This is a genomic window from Streptomyces sp. NH27 (assembly GCF_056859195.1).
Window position 1 is genome coordinate 1 of sequence record NZ_JACEGK010001009.1, and the last position, 917, is coordinate 917.

General features: G+C 73.2%; 1 protein-coding gene. It reads right to left on the reverse strand.

The genetic code is table 11. The annotated features are described in order from the left end of the window. Window positions 1-228: 228 nt before the first annotated feature. Entirely contained in the window at window positions 229-717 is a 489-nt protein-coding gene (locus AC13HU_RS37710) for a GNAT family N-acetyltransferase (RefSeq protein ID WP_483046515.1), read from the reverse strand. Window positions 718-917: the final 200 nt, after the last annotated feature.

Here is a 917-nt window from a genome sequence, read left to right on the forward strand (position 1 = left end):
GAACAGCTCCGCGCGCGGTTCCCGCCCCTCACCCTCCACGCCCACTTCGGCGCCGGCTTCCACCACCCCCACCTGCGGGGCGCGACCGTCGCGGAGTGGCCGCTGAACGTCTCCACCCCGGAACGGCAGAGGGCCCCCGGCTGCGGGCGGAGGGTCGAACGGGCGGGCCGCGTGCGGGATCCCGAGGCGCTCCGGCGCCGCTCCGGCCCCCGCTCCGGGCGGATCCGATCAGAGCCGGCGGTGCATGATGTGCAGCCCCACGAAGCCCAGGCGCGGATGCCAGAAGCCCTCCGGCACCGTTCCGATCACCTCGAAGCCCAGGGCCTTGTAGAGCTTCACCGCCCGCGTGTTGGACTCCACCACCGCGTTGAACTGCATTCCGCGGTAGCCCTCCGCCGCGGCCCAGCGCAGCGCCTCGTCGCACAGCGCCCGTCCCACGCCGTGCCCGGAGTGCTCGGGGTCGACCATGAAGCTGGCACTGGAGATGTGCGCGGCGTTCCCCATCTGATTGGGGTTCATCTTCGCTGTGCCGAGGACGGTGCCGGACTCGTCGACGGCCACGATCGTGCGGCCGGGGGCGGAGAGCATCCAGAAGGCGCGGCCCTGCTCGGGGGTGATGTCGGTCGGGTAGCTGAAGGTCTCGCCCTCGGCGCAGATCCGTTGCAGGAACGGCCAGATCGCGGCCCAGTCCTCCGAGCGTGCTTCCTTGATCAACATGTGGGACAGGATGCCGCAGGGATGCGCGGCCCACCAAGGGATGTTCGGGCCGCCGCGCGACGACGCGGGGTGCAACTGTGCCGTCGCCGAGGCGGTCCCGTGCGGCGGTCGCGCCGTCGGGCACGCGTGAGCGCCTGTCGGCGTGACCGTCGGGCGCTCGCCCGAGGCGGGGCCGACCGCCCACGGGGCCGACCGCCCAC

Coding starts and splice junctions, on each gene's coding strand:
- AC13HU_RS37710 (WP_483046515.1), bottom strand. CDS start 717: ATGTTGATCAAGGAAGCACGCTCGGAGGACTGGGCCGCGATCTGGCCG.